Here is a 22187-nt window from a genome sequence, read left to right as displayed (position 1 = left end):
GGGTTTTTTACTGCTCGATGACTCAGTGTGCGTAGGTCAGCAACAGCTCTTTCGGTACCTGGAAGTCCAGGGACATCATCACGCTGAGCGCGGTGATGGTGAAGATCGAGAACACGAACAGCTTGCGCGCCCAGACGGTGTCATCCACCGCCTTGTAGCCGGTCCAGGCCATGTACAACCAGTACATGCCCATGGCGGCAGCGACGGCGAGATAGCTCATGCCGGCATAGCCACTGAAGGTCAACATCAAGGTCGCCACGAGGAAGGCCAGGATGTAGAGCAGGATGTGTTTCTTGGCTACCTGGATGCCACGCTTGACCGGCAGAACCGGGATCGAAGCAGCCAGGTAGTCATTGAAGCGGAAAATCGCGATGGCATAAGAGTGCGGCATCTGCCACAGGCTGAACATCACCAGCAGCACCAGCGCGGCCATGTCGAAGCTATTGGTCACAGCCACATAACCAATCACCGGCGGCATCGCCCCCGACAGACTGCCCACCAGCGTGCCGTGAACCGACTTGCGCTTGAGGTACAGGCTGTAAAGGCCGACGTAGATGACAAAGCCGATCACGGCAAACAGCGCCGCCAACGGGTTGGCCACCTTGTACAACAACACGACGCCGGCAACACCCAGGACGGTCGCGAACAGCAGTGCCAGTTTCAGGGAGATAAGGCCCTGGACCAGCACGCGGTTCTTGGTGCGTTCCATCTTGATATCGATGTCGCGGTCAATGCAGTTGTTGAATACACAACCGGAAGCTACCACCAGGGAGGTGCCGATCATTGCAGCCAGGAAGATGGCCAGATCGACATGTCCCTTGGAGGCCAGGAAGAAACCGCCTGCCACAGAAAGCACGTTACCGAAAATGATCCCCGGTTTGGTGATTTGGATAAAGTGCTTAAGCGACATCGGGTCTTACCTCACTTCGCCATCATGAACGTGTGGATGCTGAACATGATCCATATCGACAGACCAACCAGCAGCAGGATCACAAGGCCTGCGAACACAAACGCAATTACGTTATCGCGCTGCTCTTTGGAACGATCCAGGTGCAGGAAGTACACCAGGTGAACCAGAACCTGAATCACCGCGAATGCCAGAACGATCATCAACGTGATGGACTTCGGCAGGGTCGGGTACATCACCAGACCAAACGGGATGAGCGTCAGGATTACCGACAGGATGAAGCCGATGGCGTACGACTTAACGCTGCCGTGGCTCGCATCATGGCTGTCATGGTCATGGGAGTGTGCATTAGCCATTACAGAGTCCCCATCAGGTAAACAACGGTGAAGACGCAGATCCAGACCACGTCCAGGAAGTGCCAGAACAGGCTCAGGCAGCTCAGGCGAGTCTTGTTGGTGTTGGTCAGGCCGTGTTTATTGACCTGATACATCATCACCGCCATCCACAGCAGGCCGGCAGATACGTGCAGACCGTGGGTGCCTACCAGCGTGAAGAACGCGGACAGGAAGCCGGAACGGTGCGGGCCGTAGCCTTCGGAGATCAGCAGGTGGAACTCGTTGACCTCCATACCGATAAAGCCCAGGCCGAACAGGAAGGTCAGTGCCAACCAGCTCAGTACGCCCTTCTTGCTGCCCTTGTAGAAGGCCAGCATGGCGAAGCCGTAGGTGATCGAACTGAACAACAGCAAGGCGGTTTCGCCGAGCACGTAAGGCAGTTCGAAGATGTCGTGGCCCGATGGGCCACCCGCTACGTTGTTTACCAGTACCGCGTACACCGCGAAGATCGACGCAAACAAGATGCAGTCGGTCATCAGGTAGAGCCAGAAACCGAATACGGTCATTGGCCCCGAGTCGTGGTGATGGTCATCGTGCCCATGGTCATCGACATGGGCGTGTCCAGCATTGGTCACTAAGTTCGACATGGTTTAAGCCTGTTCCAACGAGGTTTCTACACGGTTGGCCGGGATTTTCTTCTCGGCTACCAGGCGAGCGTGTTGCTCGGCTTCGATGCGCTCGATCGTTTCGACCGGCACCATGTAGCCTTGATCATCACGGGCAGCGTGAATGATGAAGTAACCGATGGTGCCTACCAGGCCCACGATTGCCAGCCACCAGATGTGCCAGATCATCGCGAAACCGAACACGGTCAACAGCGCGCCCATCACCACGCCAGTGGCGGTGTTGTTCGGCATGTGGATCGGCTCGTAATGCTTGGGTTGCTGGTACGCAGTACCGTCTTCCTTCGCTTCGGTGAACGCATCGATCGTGTTCGCAGTAGGAATCACAGCGAAGTTGTAGAACGGCGGTGGCGACGAAGTCGACCATTCCAGGGTGTGGCCATTCCATGGGTCGCCGGATTCGCAAGCGTTCTGCTTACGGTCACGGATACTCACGTACAGCTGGATCAGCTGGCAGGCGATACCGGCAGCGATCATCAACGCACCGAACATGGCAACGTACAGGTACGGCACCCACTCAGGGTTGGTGGTAGCGTTCAGACGACGGGTCATGCCCATGAAGCCCAGCGCATAGAGCGGCATGAACGCGACGAAGAAGCCCGAGATCCAGAACCAGAATGCAGCCTTGCCCCAACCTTCGTGCAGCTTGAAGCCGAACGCTTTCGGGAAGTAGAAGCTGAAACCAGCGATGTAACCGAATACAGCACCACCGATGATCACGTTGTGGAAGTGAGCGATCACGAACAGGCTGTTGTGCAGTACGAAGTCAGCACCCGGGATGGCCAGCAGTACGCCGGTCATGCCGCCGATTGCGAAGGTCACCATGAAGCCCAGGGTCCACAGAACCTGGCTGGTGATACGCAGACGGCCGTGGTAGATGGTGAATAGCCAGTTGAATAGCTTCACCCCCGTCGGGATGGAAATCAGCATCGTCGCCAGGCCGAAGAAGGCGTTGACGCTGGCCCCCGAGCCCATGGTGAAGAAGTGGTGCAGCCACACCATGAAGCCCAGTACAGAGATCGCGCCCGATGCGTAAACCATCGAGTGGTGACCGAACAGGCGCTTGCCGGTAAAGGTCGAGATCACTTCAGAGAAGATACCGAACGCTGGCAGGATCAGGATGTACACCTCAGGGTGACCCCATGCCCAGAACAGGTTCACGTACATCATCGGATTGCCACCAAGTTCATTGGTGAAAATGTGGAAATCCAGGTAACGGTCAAGCGACAGCAGCGCCATGGTAGCGGCCAGGATCGGGAACGAAGCCACGATCAGGACGTTGGCCCAGGTGCAGGTCCAGGTGAAGATCGGCATGTCCATCAGTTTCATGCCAGGGGCGCGCATTTTCAGGACGGTGGCCAGGAAGTTGACCCCCGTCAGTGTCGTCCCGAGTCCTGATAACTGTAGCGCCCAGATGTAGTAGTCCACACCCACGCCCGGACTGTACTGAATGCCCGACAGCGGTGGATACGCAACCCAACCGGTCTTGGCGAATTCGCCGACGCCCAGGGACAGGTTGATCAGCACCACGCCGGAAACCAGCAGCCAGAAGCTCAAGGAGTTCAGGAACGGATAGGCAACGTCACGCGCACCGATCTGCAGCGGCAAGGCAAGGTTCATCAAGCCGGTGAAGAATGGCATCGCCATGAAGATGATCATGATCACACCGTGAGCGGTGAAGATCTGGTCATAGTGTTCAGGCGGCAGGTAGCCAGGCGAACCCTCGGTGGCCATGGCCAACTGGGTACGCATCATGATGGCGTCGGCAAAACCACGCAGCAGCATGACCATGGCAACGATGACGTACATGACACCGATTTTTTTGTGGTCGACAGAGGTCAACCACTCGGTCCACAGGTAGGTCCACTTCTTGAAATACGTGATTGCAGCAAACAGTGCCAGACCACCCAGCGCGATCATGGCGATAGTCACCATCACGATCGGCTCGTGGAACGGGACCGCATCCCAACTTAATTTACCAAACATCGTTTACTCCTCTGCCCCAGCAGTTGAATGCGAGCCCGTGTCAGAACCTTCAACCACGGCCACTTCTTTCTTCTCGTGCTTGACCGGCTTGCCTGGCTTCATACCTTCGTACTTGTCGACGATTTTCTGAAACAGGTCCGGCGTGTACGCGGAGTACAGAGTGGCTGGGTTGTTCTGGCTTGGTTTGGCAAGAGCATCGTATTCAGCTTGATCAAGCTGTTTAGGTGCGGCCTTGACTTTGGCTACCCAGGCGTCGAAATCTTCCTGGCTCGTCGAGATCGCTTTGAATTTCATGCCGGTGAAGCCAGCGCCGCTATAGTTGGCGGAGATGCCTTCCATTTCAGCTTTCTGGTTGGCGATCAGGTGCAGCTTGGTCTGCATGCCTGCCATCGCGTAGATCTGGCCGCCCAGAGCAGGGATGAAGAACGAGTTCATCACAGCATCGGAGGTGATCTTGAAGTTCAGCGGAGTGTGCTCCGGGAACTGGATTTCGTTAACAGTGGCGATACCCAGGTCCGGGTAGATGAACAGCCACTTCCAGTCCAGCGCGACGACTTCGATGTTGATCGGCTTGACGTCGGATTCCAGCGGACGGTACGGGTCCAGCGCGTGGGTGGACTTGTAGGTCACATAACCCAGGGCAATGATGATGAGGATCGGCACCAGCCACACTGCGATTTCGATCTTGGTGGAGTGCGACCACTTCGGCGCGTAGGTAGCGCTGGTGTTCGACGCGCGGTATTTCCAGGCGAAGGCGAAGGTCATGATGATCACGGGGACCACGACCAGCAGCATCAGCAGGGTGGCGGTGATGATCAGGTTTCGTTCATCCAGACCGACCTGTCCTTTTGGGTCGAGCAAGGTCCACTTGCAGCCTCCCAGCATTAACAACATGCCAAGCAGCGGCAAAAAGCCTAGTAATCGGGGGTACCTGTTTTTACTCATCTCACGACCTCTAAAGCAGCTTGCGCAATGCAGTTGGGTTTTGATCGCCAACACTTCACCCTGCCAAGGGTTGGCATTTCTCTTCGATTGAATAAGAGCCTGCCCGGCACGCCATACATGGACGTTGCACGGACCTGCGGTGAGTTCTTATTCGATTTCGTGGCTAAAGGCCTTGTTACAGACCAATTCCATTTGGTGCGGATAGTTGAAAGGCTGCCGGAACCTGGGGTCGCACAGAGCCATCCATCTGCCCCTCGACCGCTCCAATGCTCAAAGATTGAACAGCACCGGACATTCAGTGCGGGCGATTGTAGTTAGCTAGCGATGTATAAACCATGTCTTATAAAGAAATAATTTTTATCGATTCCAGCAACAATCCTTCACCAATCTTGCAAAGGTTCGGGATCTTATCGTGTTCGATTCTCAACAAAAACCACAAAAATTGCCGTGTTATTGCGTGACAGCGCCCTTCCCTTACACCTTGTAAGGGCATGCAAAACGTATCCAAGTCCCCATAAAACAAGGCATTCGGACATCACTGAATGAGGCAACCGGTGCGACGTTCGCGGTACCGTTCAATCGATGAACTGACAGCACATCTTGGCCGTTTTATGCAAATTTATGGGCCGGCGTGGCGCGTCAGAAACGTCCTGCGACCGCGTCCGTGTGACAACATGTCGCACGCTGCGCGCACCTCAAGTTGCCCTTCGTCACGTCCCTTTCACAAAACCCTACATACAAAAACGCCCCGTCCTTCCATTAAGCCAGAACAGGGCGTTTCAGTGGGCCGCTTCAGGCCGTGCGTTGGCGATTCCGATAGATGCCCAGCGGAACCAGGATCACCGTCAGCACAAACGCTACCAGCGCCCACTGTGCCAGGGACAGGCCAAGGATCGGCGGGTACGGCGTGCTGCAGAAGCCATCGACCTGGAAGCCCAGGGGAAAGACTTTGGCCAGCGGCAAGTCATCGACAATCGGCTGCAGGACATCGATGCCACAGCTGACCGCAGGGAAAAACTGCGTGTACACATGATGGCCGGCCGCAGCCACGCCGCCCAAGGCGCTGAGGACCACCAACCCTTCAAAGAAGGTGACCGCGCCTTTGCGGCGCATGGCGGCACCGATGAACGCAAACACCGCGATCAACAGCAAGGCGTAGCGCTGCAGGATGCACAGCGGGCATGGCGCTTCGCCCAGTACCACCTGCATGTACAACGCACCGCCGATCAGCGCCAGGCAGATGATGCCCAGCAACACCAGAAAGCGCCGCTCCCTGCCTAAACGCAATTCGTCACTCATCCCCGTTTCCCTTTGCCTGATTATGGTTGTGCCTGATGGCCGCAAGTTTACACACAGGGGATGGTTAAAACAGAAAGGGGTTAACGGCGGATTAATCGGGAGGCATGCAAAGCCAATTGTGGGAGCGGGCTTGCTCGCGAAGGCGGTGGATCAGCCACTTATAAGTCGACTGACACTGAGCCTTCGCGAGCGAGCCCGCTCCCACAGGTTGAACAGTGCTGTGCCTGGAAACCTTATTCCAGGGCCGCGGCCGGGCCGAAGAACTCGTAGCGCGCCTGTTTGTCCGGCACACCGAGGGCTTTAAGGTGGCGCTTGACCGCCGCCATGAAGCCTTTAGGGCCCAGGAAGTAGGCGTCGAGGTCACGCTGTTCGGGCAACCACGCCGCCAATTGCTCCTGGCTCAGCATCCCGACTTTGTCTGCGGCCGGGCTCACGCCATCGTCTTCTGCGTAGCAATAGAAGCGCTTGAGTTGCGGGTGCTTGGCCGCCAGGGCGTCGACCCAGTCACGGAACGCATGCACCCCGCCGTTTCGCGCGCAGTGGATAAAGTGCACCGGGCGCTCGGTGGCCAGGGCTGCTTCGAGCATCGGCAGCGTCGGTGTGATGCCCACCCCGCCGCTGATCAGCACCAGCGGTTTGTCGCTGGCAACCAGGGTAAATTCGCCCGATGGCGGGAACAGGTCGAGGGTCGCGCCGACGTGCATCTGGTCATGCAGGTAGTTGGACACCCGCCCACCAGCCTCGCGCTTGACGCTGATGCGGTACAAACCCGCATCGCTCAGGGCCGACAAGGAATAATTGCGGCGCACTTCTTCGCCATCGATCATCAGCTTCATGCCGAGGTACTGGCCCGGCGCGGCCGCCAGGATCGGGCCGTTATCCACCGGGGCAAAATAGAACGAAATGATTTCGTTGCTCTCCTCCACGCGCTTGACCAACTGGAACGGCCGTGCACCGCGCCAGCCGCCCGGGGCCTGGGCTTTTTCGTCGTAGATGGCGGCTTCGGCGCCAATCAGGATATCGGCCAACTGACCATAGGCGGCGCCCCAGGCGCTCAGCACCTCGGGCGTGGCAATCTCGCTGCCCAGCACCTCGGCAATGGCCCGCAGCAGGCACGTGCCCACAATCGGGTAGTGCTCCGGCAGGATCTGCAGGGCCACGTGCTTGTTGATGATCTTTGCGACCAGATCGCCCAGTTGGTCCAACTGGTCGATATGCCGCGCATACATCAGCACGCCATTGGCCAAGGCGCGGGGCTGGTCGCCGTTGGCCTGATTGGCCTGGTTGAACAGCGGGCGAACGTCCGGGTACTCGCTGAGCATCATGCGGTAGAAGTGCGTGATCAGCGCTTCGCCGCCGCTTTCCAGCAGGGGCACGGTGGATTTGACGATGGCACGGTCTTGGGCACTAAGCATGGCAGACTCCTGGGTCTTTTTACTGATTGCCCTTACGTACTCAGTATTCGTGCCAACTTATAAACCGTTATTTTTCAATTGGTTAAATACAAAGTAGTCAATATGACTTCCTACACTTTATAGTCATAAGGACTACAAGGAGTCATTATGACTGCACAATCGCTGCTCACTACCCTGCTGCCTCTGGTTGCCGACTTGTCGCGCGAACTGCCCGAAGGCGAGCGCTACCGACGCCTGTTGCAAGCCATGCGCGCGCTGCTGCCGTGCGATGCCGCCGCGCTGTTGCGCCTGGACGGTGAATGGCTGGTGCCGTTGGCGGTGGACGGTTTAAGCACCGACACCCTCGGCCGACGCTTCAAGGTCAGCGAGCACCCACGCTTTGCGGTGCTGCTGAGCAGCCCCGGACCGACCCGCTTTGACACCGACAGCGAACTGCCGGACCCCTACGATGGTTTGGTCGATGGCCTGCACGGCCACCTGCAAGTGCACGACTGCATGGGCTGCCCGCTGTTTATCGACGACAAACCCTGGGGCCTGCTGACCCTCGACGCGCTGGACACCGAGCGCTTCGAGCGTGTTGAACTCGACGCCCTGCAGGCCTTCGCCAGCCTGGCAGCGGCTACCGTCAACGTCGCCGAACGTATCGAGCGCTTGGCCTTGCGCGCCGAAGATGAGCACCAGCGCGCCGAGATCTACCGCCAGGCCAGCGGCCAGCAGCACAAGGAAATGATTGGCCAGAGCAAGGCCCACAAGCACCTGGTCGAGGAAATCAAGCTGGTGGGCGGCAGCGACCTGACCGTGTTGATTACCGGCGAAACCGGCGTTGGCAAGGAACTGGTCGCCCAGGCCATCCACGCCGCGTCGCCGCGCGCAGACAAACCCCTGATCAGCCTCAACTGCGCTGCACTCCCGGAAACCCTGGTGGAAAGCGAGCTGTTCGGCCATGTGCGCGGCGCCTTTACCGGCGCGCTGAACGAGCGCCGCGGCAAATTCGAACTGGCCAATGGCGGCACGCTGTTTCTGGATGAAGTGGGCGAGCTGTCGCTGACCGTGCAGGCCAAACTGTTGCGCGTGCTGCAAAGCGGCCAACTGCAGCGCCTGGGCTCGGACAAGGAGCATCAAGTGGACGTGCGCCTGATCGCCGCCACCAACCGCGACCTGGCCGAAGAGGTGCGCAACGGCCGCTACCGTGCCGACTTTTATCACCGCCTGAGCGTGTACCCGCTGCAAGTGCCGGCGCTGCGTGAACGTGGCCGTGATGTGCTGCTGCTGGCGGGCTTCTTCCTCGAGCAGAACCGTTCACGCATGGGCCTGGGCAGTCTGCGCCTGACCAGCGACGCTCAAGCGGCGCTGCTGGCGTACAACTGGCCGGGCAATGTGCGCGAGCTGGAACATTTGATCGGACGCAGCGCGCTAAAAGCCCTGGGAAACTGTCGCGAACGTCCGAAGATCCTGAGCCTGAGTGCCCACGACCTGGACCTGCCCGATGTCAGCGCGCCGCTGGCAATCGAAGCACCGGCCGATGTGGCCCCTGTGGTCACCGGCGACCTGCGCCAGGCCACCGAGCATTACCAGCGCCAAGTCATCAGCGCCTGCCTGGAGCGCCACCAGCACAACTGGGCCAGCGCCGCCCGCGAACTGGGCCTCGACCGCGCCAACCTCGGCCGCATGGCCAGGCGTCTGGGTCTCAAATAGAACGAGCACCCCAGCCTGAACGCAGAAACAACTCGCTCCAAGGTGGGAGCTGGCTTGCCGGCGATAGCGGTGTACCTGCCGGCTCATCCACTTACCGCCATCGCCTGCAAGCCAGCGCCCCCATCAGATTTGCTTTACCTTGAGCATCGGGTTCACAGGCTGGCTCGGTTTAACCTTACGAAACACCAACACATTCCCCAGCATCACCAGCACCAGCCCCATCAACGCCGGCGCCGTCCACTGATACCCCTCGGCAAACGCCGACACATTCAGCGCCACCACCGGAAACAGCACCGTGCAATACGCCGCGCGCTCCGGGCCCATACGGCCCACCAACGTGAGGTAGGCGGTAAAACCAATCACCGAGCCCGGAATCACCAGGTACCACAGCGCTCCGACATAACGCGCACTCCAATCCATGTCGAACGGTATCCCGCGCGCCGCGCAATAGGTCGCGAGCATCACCGAACCGTAGGCCATGCCCCAGGCATTGGTGGTCAACGGCTTGAGCCCGGCCTTCTGCTGCAGGCTCGACAGCAGGTTGCCGGCCGAAAAACACATCGTCCCCAACAACGCCAAGCCCAAGCCCAGCAACGTCTGGGGGCTGGCGGTGTGCCCGACCAGCTCCGGCCAGAACAGAAAACCCAACCCCATTAATCCAAGCGCGCCGCCCATCAATACGTTGCGCGCCACCCGCTGACCGAAAAACACCCGCGCATTGAGGGCATTCCACAGCGTGGCCGTGGAAAACACCACCGCCACCAGGCCGCTGGGAATCCATTGGCTGGCTGTCAGAAAGCACATGAAGTTCACGCAAAACAGGCACACGCCCTGGGCGAGGCAAATCAGGTGCCCGCGCCGGTTCATCACCTGCAATTTGCGGCTGAGCAGCAACAGCGCAAACAGCACCAGCGCCGCCAGGCCAAAGCGATAGACGATCGACACAGGAATCGCCACGACACCCAATTGCCACTTGAGGGCAATCCAGGTAGTGCCCCAGATCAGCACGGTAAGTAAGTAAAGGAAAAGGTTCATAGCGGGCTCCGTCGATTGAGCCACAGTGTTGCCCGCAGACCGGCCCGCGCTCTTGCACATTCTTGCGCTTTTGTCGGGCGGCGGGATCACAGCGCCCGCGCTGCGGAGTAGGATGCAAGGCGTCGGAGAGAACAACCATGCCAGAGCTGGAATCCCTGCAAGTCTTTCAAGCCCTTAACCGCTCGCCCAACGCACGCCTCGAAGCCTGCGCCGAGCTCGGTGACGGCCTGTCTGCGGCGTTGTGGAGCAACCATCACGATGCTCAGGACTACCAGGCGCCCACCCACCACACTTTGTCCTGCTACATCGGCGGCGGCACCGGGACTTTTCGCCGTGATCAGCCCGGCACCAAAGGTGGCCCTGACAAACTCTGCATCCTGCCGGCCGAGCATCAGTCAGCCTGGGTGATCAATGGTGAAATCCGCCTGGCCCATGTGTACTTCAGCCCCGAGCAATTTGCCCTCGGCTGCGTCACCCTGCTGGACCGCGAACCGCGCGCATTGCAATTGCGCGAAAGCACCTTTCTTGAAGACGCCAGCCAGGCCCGGCGCTTTCATCAGTTGATCGCGCTCAACTGGCACGAACCCGCCGAACGCCTGCTGACCAGCAGCCTGGCCCATGAAATGCTCAGCCACACCTTGCTCAGCCAGGTTGGCGCGCGCGACGGTCTGCGTTTGAAAGGCGGATTGGCCGCGCATCAGCGCCGGCGGTTGGTGGACTACATCGACCATCACCTCGACGACCCGATCAGCCTGGGGCAATTGGCCGGGATGTGTGCGCTGTCGGAATACCATTTCGCGCGGATGTTCCGCCAAAGCTTCGGCCTGCCGCCCCATCAATACCTGTTGGCGCGACGCTTGGCCCGCGCGCAAAGCCTGCTGCGTGCCAGCACGCTCCCCCTGGGCGACATTGCCTGGATGTGCGGATTCTCCAGCGCCAGCCACTTCACACACCGCTTTCGCCAAGCCATGGGCGCCACACCCGGCGAATACCGCCAAGCCTTCCACGGCTAAACACAACCCTCCAGCACACCCGCACACCCACACCCGTGGCGAGCGGGCTTGCCCCGCGTCGGGCTGCGCAGCAGCCCCAAAAACAGGCGCCGCGCTCCACGAGGAAAATCTCAATATCCTACAGGGCCGCTGCGCAGCCCAACGCGGGGCAAGCCCGCTCGCCACGAGAGCATGAGACGGCATTCAAACCCTATGGATGATCCCGCTGCCTACGCCATCAACCCCAATGTCTTGGCTTTCGCCACCGCCTGCGTGCGCCGCTCCACGCCGAGCTTGCTGTGGATACGCCGCGCGTGGGTCTTGACGGTGTGCAACGAGATAAACAGCCGGTCGGCGATTTCCAGGTTGGAGTTGCCCAGGGCGATCAATTGCAGCACTTGCAGCTCGCGCTGGCTCAGGGGGTTTTCCGCCACGCCGCTGGGCGCCGCCTGCGCCTCCAGGCCCAGTTCACTCAGTAACCCTGGCGAGCGCAACCGCAGTTCGCGAATCGCCTGCTGCACCTGGCAGCGCCCGGCCAGCGCCAGCCCAGCCTCCAGGGCCCGACGAGCCATCAGCGGATCACCGAGCTGCCAGGCCACCTCGCCCAGCACCAGTTGCAACTCGGTTTCCAGGCACAGCATGCCGCGCTGCCGAGTGGTGTCGAGCAAATCGTTGAGCCGTGCAATCGGCTGCTCGGCACCGCCCAGCTTCACTTCGGCCAGCACCAGCAAATACTCCAGGCGCGGGATCAATTCCAGCGTGGCCGGCGGCGCCTGCTTGGCATCGGGCCCGCGAAAGTGGCGCAGCACCCGGCGCACCGCTTCCAGCGTCAATTCGGCGCGGCCCTGCTGCAACCAGAAATGCCCGCTGACCAACAGCAGCACCGCGCGATACACCGTGTCCGGTACCTGGCGCTGCTGCATCAAGCGCTCGGCCTCACGCAGCTGGATAAACGCCTGGGCGTAATCGCCTCGGTTCGCTGCCAGCAGTGCCAGGCCGAGAAAGCCGTACAGCACGCGCTTGTCCTGGCTGTGCAGGCACATCGTCAAACCGGCCTCGAAACACTCAGTGGCCAGCGCATCCTGGCCTTGTCGCAGCGCAAGATGCCCGCGCCGCAAGGCAATCCGCCCCACCAACGGGCCGGCCTTGAGCCGCTGCCCCACCAGCATTGCCTGCACATGCTCCAACAGGCTCTGCGCCCGATAGGGTGCGCCGCGTTGTTCCAGCAGTTGCGCGTGATCCAGCTCCAGCAATGCCTCCAGCACCAACGAACCCTGTGCACGCGCCAGGCACAGGGCTTCGCGGTTCAAGGCCTGGCCCACGTCCAGTTCACCGCGCAGCAAAGCTTGCTGGGTCAGGCCCGAAAGGCACATCAGGCGCGAGGTCCAGGCGCTGTCGGGCAAGGCTTGCAGCGCCTCGAGAAAATGCTCGCGGGAGCGCTGGGCATCGCCGCTCAAGTGCAACAGCCAGCCCCATTGCGCCTGCCAGCGGGCCAACAGATAACGCTGTTGCGCCGCGGTCGGTTGCGGGGCGAACCGCGCCAATTGATCGATACACAAGGCTGCCTGGTCGAAGCGTCCGGCAAACAGCAACGCCGCCGTGACCAGCCCCACCAGTTGCGCCGAGCCGAGCATCAATTCATCGCCATGCTGCTCATGCAGGCGCAACAGCAGCACTGCGTTCTGTTGACGGAACAAGTCTTCAAAACTGAAGTGCTGCAACAGGCTCACCGCCACTTCGTAGGCTTCGGCCAGCAGCGCCTGTTCAAAGGCGGCCTGCCAGTCCTGCTGTGCGGTGAACCATTGGCAGGCGCGACGGTGCCAGGAACGCTTGGCCGGCCAGGGCTCATCGCGGATCAGTTGCGCCAATGGCGCAAAAATTTGCAGCCAATCAGTGGTGTCCTCCCACGGCTGGATAAATGCGCCCAGCGCTTGCAGGTCGCGCAGGTAGTGATCGCCGTCACCAAAGCCGAACAAGTGCTCACACAAGCCCGGGTTGAAGCGCGGCATATGCGCCAACACACGCCAGGCCTCCGCCAGCTCGGCGGGCAAGGTGCCGAAAAGTTCGTGTTGCAGGTAGTCGAGCAAGGTTCTGTCCGGGTGCCCGTCACCGAGCAAGGCGATGCGCACGCCGGCGCACCAGCCGCCGCTGAACTGCATCACGCTGTCGACGGTGTGCGTGGGCCCGAGCAGTTGCTGGATTTCCGCAGGGTTGAACATCAACTCACTGCATTCCAGCAGCTCATCGTCGAGCAGCAGACGCGGCCAGTTGCACAGCGGGCGCCGCCGGGCGCCCAGCCACCAAGTCAGCGCCGGGCTGGCGGCGCTCAGCAAACGGTCGAGCAAGGCGTCCAGTTCGGGGGCCGGCAGGCGGCAGAAATCGTCGAGAAATATCCACGCCGGGCTGTGCCAGCGGCTGAGGTCGAGCAACAAGGTGGCTTCGTCGACAAACGACAAACCGAGGTGTTGCGCCAGCCGCGCGCCAAAATCATCGGGGCTGAGCGCGGCGCCATTGAGCGCCAGCCAATACACCTGACACTCCGGCGGCGCCTGCAACGCACACTCGGCGAGCAACGCGCTCTTGCCACTGCCACCCGGCGCGCAGAGCAGCTTCACCCTGACCGGCGCCGCCAGCAAAGGCCCGGCCAGGCGCGGGCGCAACAGATGGTGGGCGGACAGCCGTGGCATGAATCCAGGACGGTCCAGGCAGCGTGTCATGGCGGTCATTGCTGCATCCTGCTTTTTATTGTTATGCAACCTGGCGCCTACCCTAGTCCTGTGGTCGGCGGTTGTTGAAGAAGTATTCAGCGGGGTGATTTATAGCCATGCACAAAACCCAATGTGGGAGCGGGCTTGCTCGCGAAGGCGGTGTATCAGTCCAGGCATTCGGTGACTGACACTGCGCTTTCGCGAGCAAGCCCGCTCCCACATTTTGATCCCAGTTTGATCCCGGATCAGCGCACGCCCTCAGACCTCAACGCTGCCGGTGTGTAATCCGCCGCCTTGGCCGCAAAGCCGAACACGAAGCTGCTCTTCTCCTCGTTTTTCATCCCCAGCGCGATGTAGCGCCCAGCGATGATGTCGTACAGCGTTTCCACGGTGTAGACCGGCACCTGATGGTCGTAGTAAAACTGCGCGTGGCCCTCGGCAACCCGCCACAGTTGGCCACGGCCGTCGTAGTGATCAACCAGCGCGACCTGCCAGCTGTCTTCGTCGATGTACATGTGGCGCTTGGCGTAGATGTGCCGTTCGCTCGGCTTGACGGTGCCGATCACTTCCCACACGCGGTGCAGTTCGTAGCGGGTCAGGTCCTGGTTGATGTGCCCGGCCTTGATGATGTCGTCGTACTTGAGGGTCGGCGAATCGAGCTTGTAGCTGTTGTAGGGGATGTAGACCTCTTTTTTGCCGACCAGCTTCCAGTCGTAGCGGTCGGGCGCGCCAGAGAACATGTCGAAGTTGTCGGTGGTGCGCAGGCCGTCGGAAGCGGTGCCCGGGCCGTCGTAGGAGACTTGCGGCGCGCGGCGAACCCGGCGCTGGCCGGCGTTGTAGATCCAGGCCAGGCGCGGTTCCTTCACTTGGTCGAGGGTTTCGTGCACCAACAGCACGTTGCCCGCCAGACGTGCCGGGGCGGTCACCGATTGCTTGAAGAAGCTCAGCACGTTGGCCGCCTTGGCCTGGTCGATGTCCGGGATGGCTTGCGGCACTGCCACTTCTTCCTCGAAACGGATCGGCGTGTAGCTGCCATTCGTTTGCGGAGTCGCCTGGGTGATGATGCGTTTGAGGTTACCGCCGTGGTAGCGGGTGATGTGGTTCCACAGCACTTCCACGCCATTTTTCGGAATCGGGAACGCGTAGTAGCGGTTGCCGGTGAAATTCTCCAGGCCATTGCCGTCGTTGATCGCATGCACGTTGAGCGCGCTGCGCTTGATCGACTCGTAGATGTCCGGCGGCAGGTTGACCGTACGGTGGGTTGGGTACACCGGGATCTTGTAGGTTTCGGGGTAGCGCTTAAACATCGCCACCTGGCCGTCGGAGAGCTTGTCTTTGTACTTGTCGACCGTGGCGGCGGTAATCACGAACAGCGGTTTTTCATTGGCAAATGGGTCGGCCAGAAAACCCTTGCTGTCCACCGCGCCGGCGTTTTTGGGGATGCCGCCGGTCCAGGCCGGGATCGAGCCGTCGGCGTTGCCGGCTTTTTCAGCGCCGACCGGCGTCAGGGTGGTGCCAAGCTTGGCGGCCTCTTCGGGCGATACCGCCGCCATCACGTGGGCGGCCAGCAGACTCAGGGCCATCACTGCAAATATCTTACGCATAGGTTGTTGTCCTTCCTTAAAGCAGATCAGAAGTTCACGCCGAAGCTGAGGGCGATAAAGTCGCGGTCGGTGAGGGTGTTGTAGTCGCCGCCAAAAAAGTCGGTGTAGCTCAGGCTGGCGGTGTAGGTGTTGCGGTAATCCGCGTCCACACCGACGCTGATCGCCTTGGCGCCTTCGTTGAATATCCCGTTCGGCCCATAGCCGCTGACGTCATGGGACCAGGACAGGTTGGGCTTGAGGTTCACCCCGGCAAACACGTTGTTGTAATCCAGGATTGCGCGGGCGCGATAACCCCAGGAATTGGCGGTGACGAAGCCGTCGGTATCGCCGCCGAAACCATAGGCGCCATACACCGAGTCGCGGCCGTAGCGCAGTTTGGTTTTGGCCTCCAGGCCGCCGACGTGCACATAGGCCGCCTCGCCCACCAATGTCAGGCGTTCGGCGCCCAGCACCTGATCGAAGAACTGGGTCATGGTGCTTTGGATCTGGGTGATTTCCTTGCGGCGGTAGCCTGAGTTATCCGAGCCGAACGAGCTGCGGATCGGCGAGGCGGTTTGGCCGGCAATCGGGTTGACCAACGCCAGCGTCAAGTCGGTGGTGTTGAGCTGCACCGGCGCATTCGGGCGGTAGCTGATCTCGCCGGTCCACGCCGTGCCGGTGGGCAAGGTGGTGGAGAAACTGGCGCCGTACAGACGGATGTCTTCCGGGTAGTCGAGGTAGTACTGACCACGACCGAGCAGGGTGCTCTGGGCCAGGCCCGAGCCGCTGCCGGGCGCGATGGCGTTGGCGGTGGCCGCGATACGCCCGATGGTGGCCAGGTTGGTGTTGGCGGTGATCGTGCCCACGGTGGGTGTGCGGCTGTGGTAATTCATGAAGTACAGGCCGTACTCGGTGTCATCGCCAAGCCAGCGCAAGGCCGCCCCGAACTGCCCGCCATCGCGGGCTTCGCGGTCTTTGGCACGCTGCACCACCACGCCTTCGCGCGTGACTTGAAAGCCCTGGCCGAACGCGGCCGCCACCGGCTGCAGCGGCGCAATCGCCGGGCTGCCGACGGTGTAGTTGTTGTTGCAGCCGTGAGCAACCACGTCGTTGCCGAAGAAGGTGCCGCAGTTGTCCACCACGGTGTTTTCCCAGTTCAACTGGTAGAAACCTTCCACCGACAGCTGGTTGGTGAGGCTCTGGGACGCGAACAGCATGTTCACCGGGATCAGGCCTTCCTTGATTTCGGCACCGGGTCGACGAAAGGCCGACACGTCGATGGGGTTGATGCTGTTGATCGAGTTACCGATGAACGTACTTTCGCCCCAGCTGACGACCTGCTTGCCGACGCGCACGTTGCCGGGCAGGTCGCCAATCGAATAGTTGTGATAGACGAAGGCATCCAGCAGCTCATAGCCGGACGACCGCGCGCCTTCGTCGCGATGGTGATTGCTGATCTGCTTGAACTCGCGGTCTTCGTCCTGCAGTTCGAAGTCGTACCAGTACTTACCGCGCACAAACACGCCGCTGTCGCCGTACTTGAGCTCCAGGTCGTGAATGCCTTTGAAGATCTTGGAGAAGGTTTCGCCCTTCTTGAAGTTCAGCCGCCCGTCATCCCCGGTGGACGCTTGACCCGTGCCGCCATTGGGAATGCCCACCAGCTTTTTGTCGGCATCGCGCATGCCCCAGCTGGCGCCGACCGACAGCGAAGAATCGAATTGCCCTTCGATCTCGCCAATGTTGAACGAAACAGCCTGTGCCTGGGCGCAGCAGCCCAGTGCAACCGCCGCGGCGAGCGCCTGTGGCGTGAAGATGGCGCGCATTGTTGTTTTTGTCATGCGTCTTCCCCGGTGAGTGACAGAAGGCCCCACCCTACTGCCGCCCGCGAGGAGCGATAAGCGCACCAAAGGGGTATTCGCAGTGTCGCTCGAAAGGATTAGCAGCCGCTCTGGCCGGGGTTTTGACCGGGCCATGACTGGGGTAGATAGCGCGTTATCAGGGGAATGGATGGCCTGGAGCGCGACTGTTGCCAATTTGGTAACAGTCCTTGTCTTGAACCGCTATTACTCAATTTGTTACAACCGACTATTCTTACCTCGCTCTCAGGGCAAACGGCCCGCTCCCAACCTGGGGAGAACAGCTGAATTTCGATGGATTGGCTAATTTATTCAATCTGTTACCCGTGTTCACTGACGTTGATTTGTCGCTCCTTGATCCAACGTCTTACTTCGGCCGCTGCCTTTGCAGCGGCCTTTTTTATGCCTGAACGAAAACGGGGCGCCATCAGCGCCCCGCAGTATTCGATAGTGTTCGAGCAACGATCAGAGGCTGAATTTCTGCAAGTTGGCCATCATCTCCTTCAATGCCTCGATATTGTCCTTGGGGTGCGCGGCGCCTTCGAAGTCGCAGATCTGCGCCCAATGCGCAGCCACATCATCGGGTGAAAACCCGGCTTCGGGGTCAAACCCTACACCCAGGCTGCGCTCCCAGCGGGTCTTGCCGATCCAGCCGCCGCCCACTTCAAACAGGCCCGAGGTTTCCTGGCACGCCTCGCTGCCCAGGTACACCACCAACGGGCTGACCAGCTCCGGCTTGAGGCGGTCGAACACTTGCGGCGGGATCAGGCCTTCGGTCATGCGCGTGCCGCCGGTGGGGGCGATGGCGTTGACCAGAATATTGTTCTTGCGCCCTTCCAGCGCCAGGGTGCGGGTCAAGCCGTACAAGCCCAGCTTGGCCATGCCGTAGTTGGATTGGCCGAAGTTGCCATAGATGCCCGAAGTGGACGCGGTGAAGATCACCCGGCCATAACCTTGCTCACGCAAATGCGGCCAGGCAGCGCGGGTCACTTTGTAGGCACCCTCGACATGCACCCGATACACCAGGTCCCAGTCGCCGTCGTCCATTTTGTGGAAGGTCTTGTCGCGCAGGATGCCGGCGTTGTTCACCACCACATCGATGCGGCCGAATGCATCGAGCGCGTTCTGCACGATTTTGTCACCGTCGGTGACGGAGTCATGGTTGGCTTCGGCAATGCCGCCCGCTTCGCGGATTTCGGCGACCACGCGATCGGCGGCCGAGGCGTTGGCGCCCTCGCCTTGAGTGGAACCGCCGAGGTCATTGACCAGCACCCTGGCCCCGTATCGGGCGAACAGCAGCGCATGCGCCCGGCCCAACCCGCCGCCGGCACCGGTGACGATCACGACCTTATCCTGGAACTGCACTGACTCACTCATACCGAACTCCGCTGGCGACAATGGCAATGGCGTGAGTGTCAGGCACACAGCCTCCGGTCACAATAAAGTCGGCCGAGGCTGAATGGTGCTCGATAAGGCAGCGGGATGATTGTGCGTCTCAGGCTTTCGCAGGGCGTCGCCTTCTCAGTGGCGAGCGCGCGTGCTGTGGTAAGCAGGCTTGCTGAGCAGCAGGCCTCTTGTGGCGAGCGGGCTGTTGTGGCGAGCGGGCTTGCCCCGCGTTGGGTGGCGAAGCCGCCCCGATAAGGTTACTGCACAGTGTCTGGTGTACCGCGGTGGCAGGTTTCAGGGCCGCTTCGCGCCCCAACGCGGGGCAAGCCCGCTCGCCACAACAAGCCCGCTCGCTAATGTAAACCTGGCGCAGCCACAACAAGCTCATTCGCCACAACGGGTGGCTCAGGAATAGGCCACCCGTGGCGCGGGCTGGCCGAGGTGCTCGCGAAACGCCAGGTAATGCTTGAGCACCAGCACCGGCGCTTCTATCTGCGGGTAGTGACCGATATTGGCCAGCAACACCGTGTCGGCGTGCGGCACCAACTGGTGATAACGCTCCACCATATGCACACCTGAGATCGGGTCGACTTCGCCGTCGATCACGCGCAACGGCACCTCGCTGCGCTGCAACGCGTCCACCCAGCGCTCCCGCAAGCGGCGGCGCTGGGGAATGTAGGCAATCAGTTTGTGCAGGATGCGCGTGCCGTCATTGCAATTGATCAGGCTCCAGAAATCATCCAGCGCGCTTTCACTGGGCCGCGTATTCGGGCCAAAAATCTGGCTGAAGCTGTTCGACAAGGCATTGCGCCCGAAGGCACGGCCGATCATCCAGCCAAGCGGGCTGAGCAGCAGTTTTTGCACCAGCGCCGGGCGATGGGTTTCCGGGAACAGCCCGCCGTTGAGGAATACGCAACTGGCCATCTGAAAACGGCCTTCGTAATGACGGGCGAGTAATTCCTGGGCGACGCTGTCGCCGTAGTCGTGGGCCAACACATGCACCGGTTGCTCCACGCGCAGGTGGTCGAGCAACGCCTGCTGCAGGTCGGCCTGCTCCAACAGGCAATAGTCGTGATCCACCGGCTTGTCCGAGTCGCCGAACCCCAGCATGTCGCAGGCAATCACCAGGTTGCGCTGGGCCAGCGGCTGCCACAGGTAGTGCCAGTCCCAACTGGCCGTGGGGAAGCCATGAATCAACAGCAGTGGCTCGCCCTGCCCGGCCACCCAGTAACGGATCGTACGACCACGGAAGACGAATTCCTGAGCGCGTTTGCGCCAGGCTCTGAGCGGGATTTCGGCGAGTGGCATCAGCTTTTATACCCGGGATCTTGCAGGTCCAGTTTACGCAGCAGCGCGGGCCAGGCCAGCGCGCCGCCCATACCCTGAGCGCTCTTGGTGACCGCTGCCACCATGGCCCTGGACCCGGCAAGAATCTGCGGCTCGATGACAATCAACTCAGCCGCGCCGTTTTGCGCCAGCACCTGGATATCGCAGGCGCGTTGAAAGATAAACATCATCAGGAACGTGTCAGCGATGGTACCGCCGCAGGTCAGCAGGCCATGGTTGTGCAGCATCAGGAAATTGTTGTCGCCCAGGTCTGCCTGCAAGCGCGCCTTTTCTTCATGGTTGAGCGCCACACCTTCGTAGGCGTGATACGCCAGGCTTGCGAGCACGAACAACGATTGCTGGCTGATCGGCAACACGCCCTGCTTCTGCGCCGAAACAGCAACACCGGCGGGCGTGTGGGTGTGTATCACGCATGCCACGTCGTGGCGCACGTCATGGATGGCGCTGTGGATCGTGTAGCCCGCGGGGTTGATCTCGTAGGGGCTGTCCATCAGCTTGTTGCCGGCCTGGTCGACCTTGACCAGGCTCGACGCCGTGATCTCGTGAAACATCAGCCCGTAGGGGTTGATCAGAAAATCATCGGTGCCCGGCACCTTGGCCGAAATATGCGTGAAGATCAGGTCATCCCAGCCATGCAGCGCGACCAGGCGATAACAGGCGGCCAGGTCGACACGGGCTTGCCATTCGGCAGCGCTGACCTGGTCTTTGACATTCTGTGGCGATAGAACGGGGGCTAGGCTCACGGCAACGACCTCCTTGGCACATTTTCTTATTGTTTTTTTGAGTGAAGGGCCAGTCTAGTCAGACGCCATCGCGCAAGTAGTCGCCTTCGCAGCCAGCTTGATGACCGAACGAGTCAGCAACAAGAATAGTTGAAGTCAGCGGGCGCCGCGTCAGAGAAGCGCCGCCAATAAAGGCACGGCGAACAGGTTGAGCAAGCCCGTCAACACCATCACCAGGCCCGCGACCGAGCCCTCTTCACCGCCCACTTCCTGCGCCCGGCTGACGCCCGCACCATGAGCGCCCACACCAAACAACGCGCCACGCGCCAGGGGCGTGCGCAACGGCAACCACTTGAGCAGCACGCCGCCGAGCATGGCGCCGAACACGCCGGTGAACATCACAAACACAGCGGTCAGTTCCGGTACACCGCCCAGGTCAGAGGAAACCGGCATGGCAAACGGCGTGGTGATCGAGCGCGGCAACAGCGACATCGTCACCGAGCTGTTCAATGCCAGCGCCTTGGCCAGCCCGAACGAAGTGCCGATGGAGGCCGCGCTGCCGGCGACCATGCCCAGCAGCAACGCCGACCAATGACGCGCCAGCAAGCGGCGTTGTTGCCAGATCGGCACCGCAAACGCCACGGTGACCGGGCCCAGCACCAGCATCAGCCAGTGGGTGTCGGCGGCATATTCGGCGTACGCCGTGTGCATCGGCGCGGCCACCGCCAACAGCAGCGCCGGCACGAGGATCAAGGGCGACAGCAAATAGCGCCCGGTGCGGCGATAGATCCAGCGGCTGAAGACATAGGCGCCCAGGGTCAGGGCGAGCCAGAACACCGGCATCAACTCAAGCTTCACGGCGCATGCTCCAGCGGCAGACCATCTCTACGGTGAATGCCGTCACCAGCATCACCGACAGTGTGCTGAAACCGATCACCAGCAGGATGCGCCAGCCGTCATTGCGCACCAGGCCGCCGTAATCAAGCAGGCTCATCAGTGCAGGAATAAAAAACAGCAGCATCTCTGCCATCAACACCCCGGCGCCCAGTTGCAGGGCGGCCGGCTTGACCAGGCCGGTGGCGAATGTCGCCAGCAACAGGCCCAAGCCCACCACGCCACCGGGTATGGGCCAAGCCAACCACACGGCAAGCTGGGTGCCCAGAAAATAGATAGCCAGCAGCACAACCAGCTCAAGCGGCAGGCGGGCGATATGTTTGAAGCTGAAACGGTTCATAAGCGTTTGATCCTCACAGGCGCTCAGTTTAAAGACGCCTCCCCCATCCCCACAGCGAA

At 60.8% G+C, this 22187-nt stretch carries 18 protein-coding genes; 2 read left to right on the top strand and 16 right to left on the bottom strand.

Annotated features, from left to right (window positions below):
• Nucleotides 1-22: 22 nt before the first annotated feature.
• From cyoE to hmpA, 7 genes are all read right to left on the bottom strand, one after another.
• Nucleotides 23-910, bottom strand: a complete 888-nt coding sequence (gene cyoE, locus AACU78_RS24360) for a heme o synthase (protein WP_106578233.1) — start codon at nt 908-910, stop codon at nt 23-25.
• Between the two features lie 11 nt (nt 911-921).
• Complete coding sequence (gene cyoD / locus AACU78_RS24355) at nt 922-1263, bottom strand: cytochrome o ubiquinol oxidase subunit IV (protein WP_010206434.1); 342 nt, start codon at nt 1261-1263, stop codon at nt 922-924.
• Entirely contained in the window at nt 1263-1889 is a 627-nt protein-coding gene (locus AACU78_RS24350; protein ID WP_016971084.1) for a cytochrome o ubiquinol oxidase subunit III, read from the bottom strand. The genes cyoD and AACU78_RS24350 overlap by 1 nt, the downstream gene beginning before the upstream one ends.
• Nucleotides 1890-1892: 3 nt before the next feature.
• Nucleotides 1893-3911 carry a cytochrome o ubiquinol oxidase subunit I gene (cyoB, locus tag AACU78_RS24345; RefSeq protein ID WP_053257915.1) on the bottom strand — a complete coding sequence of 673 codons (2019 nt, stop codon included), beginning with the start codon at nt 3909-3911 and terminating at the stop codon, nt 1893-1895.
• Nucleotides 3912-3914: 3 nt separating this feature from the next.
• Nucleotides 3915-4856, bottom strand: coding sequence for a ubiquinol oxidase subunit II (gene cyoA / locus AACU78_RS24340; RefSeq protein WP_106578232.1), 942 nt, complete (start codon nt 4854-4856; stop codon nt 3915-3917).
• A gap of 792 nt (nt 4857-5648) precedes the next feature.
• Nucleotides 5649-6155, bottom strand: a complete 507-nt coding sequence (locus AACU78_RS24330) for a disulfide bond formation protein B (RefSeq protein ID WP_106578230.1) — start codon at nt 6153-6155, stop codon at nt 5649-5651.
• A 233-nt stretch (nt 6156-6388) separates the two neighbouring features.
• Nucleotides 6389-7570, bottom strand: a complete 1182-nt coding sequence (gene hmpA, locus AACU78_RS24325) for an NO-inducible flavohemoprotein (protein ID WP_106578229.1) — start codon at nt 7568-7570, stop codon at nt 6389-6391.
• Between the two features lie 147 nt (nt 7571-7717).
• On the opposite strand from hmpA, the gene norR reads away from it, so the two are divergent.
• Nucleotides 7718-9265, top strand: a complete 1548-nt coding sequence (gene norR / locus AACU78_RS24320; protein ID WP_106578228.1) for a nitric oxide reductase transcriptional regulator NorR — start codon at nt 7718-7720, stop codon at nt 9263-9265.
• Nucleotides 9266-9388: 123 nt separating this feature from the next.
• Here the strand turns inward: norR and AACU78_RS24315 are convergent, their stop codons facing one another.
• The gene (locus AACU78_RS24315; protein WP_106578227.1) at nt 9389-10300 is read right to left on the bottom strand and encodes a DMT family transporter; all 912 of its coding nucleotides are present in this window, start codon (nt 10298-10300) and stop codon (nt 9389-9391) included.
• Between the two features lie 137 nt (nt 10301-10437).
• Between AACU78_RS24315 and AACU78_RS24310 the strand changes: the two genes are divergently transcribed.
• On the top strand, nt 10438-11313 hold the full coding sequence (locus tag AACU78_RS24310) for a helix-turn-helix domain-containing protein (protein ID WP_106578226.1): 876 nt from the start codon (nt 10438-10440) through the stop codon (nt 11311-11313).
• Between the two features lie 209 nt (nt 11314-11522).
• Here the strand turns inward: AACU78_RS24310 and AACU78_RS24305 are convergent, their stop codons facing one another.
• From AACU78_RS24305 to AACU78_RS24270, 8 genes are all read right to left on the bottom strand, one after another.
• On the bottom strand, nt 11523-14018 hold the full coding sequence (locus AACU78_RS24305; protein ID WP_106578225.1) for a LuxR C-terminal-related transcriptional regulator: 2496 nt from the start codon (nt 14016-14018) through the stop codon (nt 11523-11525).
• A 227-nt stretch (nt 14019-14245) separates the two neighbouring features.
• Nucleotides 14246-15604, bottom strand: coding sequence for a DUF1329 domain-containing protein (locus AACU78_RS24300; protein ID WP_106578224.1), 1359 nt, complete (start codon nt 15602-15604; stop codon nt 14246-14248).
• 26 nt (nt 15605-15630) lie between these two features.
• Entirely contained in the window at nt 15631-17421 is a 1791-nt protein-coding gene (locus AACU78_RS24295) for a DUF1302 domain-containing protein (protein WP_106578223.1), read from the bottom strand.
• Nucleotides 17422-17904: 483 nt separating this feature from the next.
• The gene (locus tag AACU78_RS24290; RefSeq protein ID WP_106578222.1) at nt 17905-18816 is read right to left on the bottom strand and encodes an SDR family oxidoreductase; all 912 of its coding nucleotides are present in this window, start codon (nt 18814-18816) and stop codon (nt 17905-17907) included.
• A gap of 414 nt (nt 18817-19230) precedes the next feature.
• Nucleotides 19231-20133 carry an alpha/beta fold hydrolase gene (locus AACU78_RS24285; RefSeq protein ID WP_106578221.1) on the bottom strand — a complete coding sequence of 301 codons (903 nt, stop codon included), beginning with the start codon at nt 20131-20133 and terminating at the stop codon, nt 19231-19233.
• Nucleotides 20133-20915: a class II aldolase/adducin family protein gene (locus tag AACU78_RS24280; RefSeq protein WP_106578220.1), complete on the bottom strand. Its 783-nt coding sequence runs from the start codon at nt 20913-20915 to the stop codon at nt 20133-20135. The genes AACU78_RS24285 and AACU78_RS24280 overlap by 1 nt, the downstream gene beginning before the upstream one ends.
• Before the next feature lie 150 nt (nt 20916-21065).
• Nucleotides 21066-21752: an LrgB family protein gene (locus AACU78_RS24275; RefSeq protein ID WP_106578219.1), complete on the bottom strand. Its 687-nt coding sequence runs from the start codon at nt 21750-21752 to the stop codon at nt 21066-21068.
• A complete protein-coding gene (locus AACU78_RS24270) occupies nt 21742-22128 on the bottom strand; it encodes a CidA/LrgA family protein (protein WP_106578218.1) in 387 nt (128 codons plus the stop codon). Before AACU78_RS24270 ends, AACU78_RS24275 begins: the two co-directional genes overlap by 11 nt.
• Nucleotides 22129-22187: the final 59 nt, after the last annotated feature.

The organism is Pseudomonas sp. R9.37, assembly GCF_963878885.1.
GTDB lineage: Bacteria > Pseudomonadota > Gammaproteobacteria > Pseudomonadales > Pseudomonadaceae > Aquipseudomonas.
Note: the sequence above shows the minus strand (reverse complement) of the source record. Positions and strands in the feature narration are given on the sequence as shown.

Coding starts and splice junctions, on each gene's coding strand:
- norR (WP_106578228.1), top strand. CDS start 7,718: ATGACTGCACAATCGCTGCTCACTACCCTGCTGCCTCTGGTTGCCGAC.
- cyoE (WP_106578233.1), bottom strand. CDS start 910: ATGTCGCTTAAGCACTTTATCCAAATCACCAAACCGGGGATCATTTTC.
- AACU78_RS24295 (WP_106578223.1), bottom strand. CDS start 17,421: ATGACAAAAACAACAATGCGCGCCATCTTCACGCCACAGGCGCTCGCC.
- AACU78_RS24270 (WP_106578218.1), bottom strand. CDS start 22,128: ATGAACCGTTTCAGCTTCAAACATATCGCCCGCCTGCCGCTTGAGCTG.
- AACU78_RS24350 (WP_016971084.1), bottom strand. CDS start 1,889: ATGTCGAACTTAGTGACCAATGCTGGACACGCCCATGTCGATGACCAT.
- cyoA (WP_106578232.1), bottom strand. CDS start 4,856: ATGAGTAAAAACAGGTACCCCCGATTACTAGGCTTTTTGCCGCTGCTT.
- AACU78_RS24310 (WP_106578226.1), top strand. CDS start 10,438: ATGCCAGAGCTGGAATCCCTGCAAGTCTTTCAAGCCCTTAACCGCTCG.
- AACU78_RS24315 (WP_106578227.1), bottom strand. CDS start 10,300: ATGAACCTTTTCCTTTACTTACTTACCGTGCTGATCTGGGGCACTACC.
- cyoD (WP_010206434.1), bottom strand. CDS start 1,263: ATGGCTAATGCACACTCCCATGACCATGACAGCCATGATGCGAGCCAC.
- AACU78_RS24300 (WP_106578224.1), bottom strand. CDS start 15,604: ATGCGTAAGATATTTGCAGTGATGGCCCTGAGTCTGCTGGCCGCCCAC.
- AACU78_RS24290 (WP_106578222.1), bottom strand. CDS start 18,816: ATGAGTGAGTCAGTGCAGTTCCAGGATAAGGTCGTGATCGTCACCGGT.
- AACU78_RS24305 (WP_106578225.1), bottom strand. CDS start 14,018: ATGACCGCCATGACACGCTGCCTGGACCGTCCTGGATTCATGCCACGG.
- AACU78_RS24285 (WP_106578221.1), bottom strand. CDS start 20,133: ATGCCACTCGCCGAAATCCCGCTCAGAGCCTGGCGCAAACGCGCTCAG.
- hmpA (WP_106578229.1), bottom strand. CDS start 7,570: ATGCTTAGTGCCCAAGACCGTGCCATCGTCAAATCCACCGTGCCCCTG.
- AACU78_RS24330 (WP_106578230.1), bottom strand. CDS start 6,155: ATGAGTGACGAATTGCGTTTAGGCAGGGAGCGGCGCTTTCTGGTGTTG.
- cyoB (WP_053257915.1), bottom strand. CDS start 3,911: ATGTTTGGTAAATTAAGTTGGGATGCGGTCCCGTTCCACGAGCCGATC.